Source organism: Halorubrum sp. SD612, assembly GCF_002135005.1.
This window is the reverse complement of the sequence record NZ_NEWI01000203.1, coordinates 1-3894: the sequence shown is the minus strand read 5'-3', so window position 1 is coordinate 3894 and position 3894 is coordinate 1. Positions and strand designations below refer to the sequence as shown.

3 protein-coding genes are annotated in these 3894 nt (G+C 71.2%); 2 read left to right on the top strand and 1 reads right to left on the bottom strand.

The window, feature by feature from the left end; genetic code table 11:
* Nucleotides 1-488 (bottom strand): glycosyltransferase (locus B9G38_RS15035; protein ID WP_143415504.1); only part of this gene is annotated, 488 nt, incomplete at its 3' end.
* A 150-nt stretch (nucleotides 489-638) separates the two neighbouring features.
* Here B9G38_RS15035 and B9G38_RS15030 point away from each other — a divergent pair.
* Together B9G38_RS15030 and B9G38_RS15025 are read left to right on the top strand one after the other, a co-directional pair.
* Entirely contained in the window at nucleotides 639-2444 is a 1806-nt protein-coding gene (locus B9G38_RS15030; RefSeq protein WP_086220912.1) for a S9 family peptidase, read from the top strand.
* Nucleotides 2445-2532: 88 nt separating this feature from the next.
* The coding region (locus B9G38_RS15025; RefSeq protein ID WP_143415502.1) for a PAS domain-containing sensor histidine kinase at nucleotides 2533-3894 on the top strand (1362 nt) is incomplete at its 3' end.

Here is a 3894-nt window from a genome sequence, read left to right as displayed (position 1 = left end):
CGGGGGGCGGCGGGGAGGGCGGAGGAGGCCGCGGGGGCGGTGGGTCGGCGGCGCGTCTTGGTGGTCCGCGAGGGGGTCGCGACCGCGTCCGCGCGCCGCGCGAGCGGCCGGTACCACCGGCGGGCGTCCGCCGGGTGGTCGCGCCACCAGTCGACGACGACCGGCGCCCGCGAGAGCGACCCCCCGACCGTGGCGGCGAGCGCCGGCGTCGGCGGGCTGTTGACCGCGTGGACGACGTCGGGGCCGACGCGCCGGAGCGCCGTCGGCAGCCGCGCCGCGAACGCGGCGGGCGCGGGCTCGACGGTGACCGACCGGTACTCGATCCCGTCCTCCTCGAAGACGTCGTGGTCGCCGCCCCACCAGCGCGCGCAGAGCCAGACGACGTCGTGGCCGCGGACGGCGAGGGCGCGAGCGGTCCGCAGGGTTCGCGTTCGCGCCGGGGTCTCCCCGTGTCCGGGAGCGAAGAGCGAGGCGAACGCGACGCGCATACGCCGACCGCACGGGGGGCGCCGGTAAAAAGACACGGCATCCGGGCGGGAGTCGGGGCGGCGAGGACGCACCGAAGTCGGACCGGCGGAGCGACGCGGAGCGGCTCCGCCACCCGAAACGGTTTCACGACACGTGCGGAACCGAGTGGCATGCGACAGTACGACATCGAACGCTACCTCAACGTGCGGAACGCGGGCGGCGCCGACCTCGGCCCCGACGGCCGGCTCTCCTTCCTGCTCGACACGACCGGCACCGGGCAGGTGTGGTCGGTCCGCGAGCCCGAGTCGTGGCCCGAACAGCACACCTTCTTCGAGGAGTCCGTCTCCTTCGTGGACTCCTCGCCGGAGCGCCACGAGGCCGTCTTCGGCATGGACGAGGGGGGTAACGAGCGGGCGCAGCTGTACCGGCTCGACTACGAGTCGGGCGCGATCACGGACCTGACGGCGCGCCCCGAGGCGAAACACCGGTGGGGCGGCTGGGACTCCTCGGGCGACCGGTTCGCGTTCGCGTCGAACCGCCGCGACGAGGCCGTCTTCGACGTGTACGTTCAGGGCCGCGAGGAGACCGGCAACGACGCCGAACTCGTCCACGAGGGGGACGGCTGGCTCTCCGTGGCCGGCTGGTCGCCGAGCGACGACCGCCTGATCGTCCACGAGGCGCACTCCTCGTTCGACCACGACGTGTACACCCTCGACCTCGCGAGCGGCGACCTGACGCACCACACGCCCCACGACGGCGACGTCCGGTACGCCGGTCCGGAGTGGGGTCCGGACGGCGACGGGCTCTACCTCGTCACCGACCGCGAGAGCGACACGCTCAGGCTGGAGCGGCTCGACCTCGCGAGCGGCGAGTTCGCCGTCGTCGCCGACGGCGGCGAGTGGAACGTCGACGGCGTCGCGATAGACTTCGAGTCCCGCCGGCTCGTCTACTCCCGGAACGTCGACGGCTACACCGAACTCACCGCGGGCGAGCTCGTCGCGCCCGACCGGATCGACGAGTTCCCGACGCCGGAGCTCCCGAGGGGGGTCGCCGGCGGCGTGAGCTTCGGCCCCGAGGGCGACCGGTTCGCGGTGACGTCGACGGGCAGCACCCACAACGCGAACGTCTACGTCGTGGAGGCGACCACGGGCGAGGCGGAGCGCTGGACGCGGGCCTCGACCGCGGGCGTCCCGTCGGACACGTTCGTCGAGCGCGAGCTGGTCCACTACCCCACGTTCGACGGGCGGGAGATCCCCGCGTTCTTCTCCGTCCCCGAGACGGAGCCGCCGGAGTCGGGCTACCCGGTCGTCGTCGACATCCACGGCGGACCGGAGTCGCAGCGGCGGCCCTCCTTCGCCTCGGTCACCCAGTACCTGCTGAACAACGGGTACGCCGTCTTCGAGCCCAACGTCCGCGGCTCCTCGGGGTACGGGAAGGCGTACTCCGGGCTCGACGACGTGGAAAATCGGATGGACTCGGTGAAGGACATTCGAGAGGGGGTCGGCTGGCTCCACGACCACCCCGAGGTCGACCCCGATCGCGTCGTCGCGATGGGCGGCTCCTACGGCGGCTTCATGGTGCTGGCGTCGCTGACGGAGTACCCGGAGCTGTGGGCCGCCGGCGTCGACATCGTCGGCATCGCGAACTTCGTCACGTTCCTCGAGAACACCGGCGACTGGCGGCGCTCGCTGCGCGAGGCCGAGTACGGCTCGCTCGACGCGGACCGCGAGTTCCTCGAGTCCGTCTCGCCGATCAACAACATCGAGCGGATCGAGGCCCCCCTCTTCGTCCTCCACGGCGAGAACGACCCGCGGGTGCCCGTCGGCGAGGCCGAACAGATCGTCGAGCGGGCCCGCGAGCAGGGCGTCCCGGTTCGCAAGCTGATCTTCGACGACGAGGGGCACGGCTTCGCGAAGCTCGACAACCGGATCGAGGCGTACCGCGAGATCGTCGAGTTCCTCGCGGAACACGTCTGACCGGGATCGGGGCCCGTTTTCGACCGTCCGCACCGCGACGGCCAACGGCCGGGAGCATTATACACCAAGGCGAACGAGAGTGAGGGGAATGAGTCGGTCCGAGCCGTACGGACTCCTGCTCGATCAGGCCCAAGACAAGGTCGCGCTCTTAGACGAGAGCGGAACCTTCACCTACGCCAACGCGGCCGTCGAGCGGATCGTGGGCTACGAGCCGGACGAGCTCGTCGGCACGAACGCCTTCGAGTACGTCCACTCCGACGACCGGGAGCGCGTGCGGCGCACCTTCGAGGGGGCGATCCGGACCGACGGGTTCACCGAAGTCACCGTCGAGTACCGACACCGGGCCCGCGACGGGTCGTGGGTGTGGCTGGAGAGCCGGATGTCGAACCTCACCGACGACGCGCTCGACGGGTTCGTTATCAGCTCCCGGGACGTGACCGAGCGCGTCCGGGCCGAGCGCGACCGCGAGGAGGCGACCGCGCACCTCCGTGAGATCGCCGCGGTCTCCAGCGACGTCCTGTGGATGTTCGACGCCGACTGGTCGGAGCTGCTGTTCGCGAACCCCGCGTACGAGGAGATCTACGGGACTCCGATCGACGAGGTCCGCGGCGACCCCGAGACGTTCCTCGACGCGATCCACCCGGACGACCGCCCCGCGGTCGAGGAGGCGATGGAGGCCCTCTCGGCGGGCTCGTCGGTGGACATGGAGTACCGAGTGAACGCGGCGGAGAACTACAACCGGTGCGTCTGGGTCCAGGGCGAGCCGATCGTCGAGGACGGCGAGGTCGTCCGGATCACCGGGTTCACGAAGGACGTCACGGACCGGCGGCGGCGCGAGCGCCAGCTCGTCGTGATGGACAACCTCCTGCGTCACAACCTCCGGAACGACCTCAACATCGTCCTCGGGAAGGTCGAAGACATCGAGGCGGAGGTGCCCGAGTCGACGGATCACACGGCGGTCATTCGGCGGGTGGGCGAGGGGCTGCTCGAAACGGCGGAGAAGGAACGCGAGATCATCGAGCTGATCACCGGCCGGCTGGAGACCGACGCGATCGACCTGCGGAGCGTGGTCGAGGAGGCCGTCGAAACCGTCGACGAGCGGTATCCGGAGGGATCGGTCGCGGTCGACGGCCTCGACCCGGTCGTCGTCGACGGGCGCTGCGAGCTCCGGTCGGCGGTGATCGAGCTCCTGGAGAACCCGTTCCAGCACAGCGACGACGGGACGCCGGCGGTGACGGTCGGGCTCCGCCGCACCGAGGCGGGCGCGGAGCTCGTCGTCGAGGACGACCTGCCGCCGATCCCGGCCGTCGAGGCCGGCGTGCTCACCGGCGACCACGACATGAGCCAGGTGTATCACAGCAGCGGGCTGGGGCTCTGGCTCGTCTACTGGAGCGTGGAGCTGTCGAACGGGAGCGTGTCGGTCGAGGTCGGCACGGGGGAAGGCGGGGGC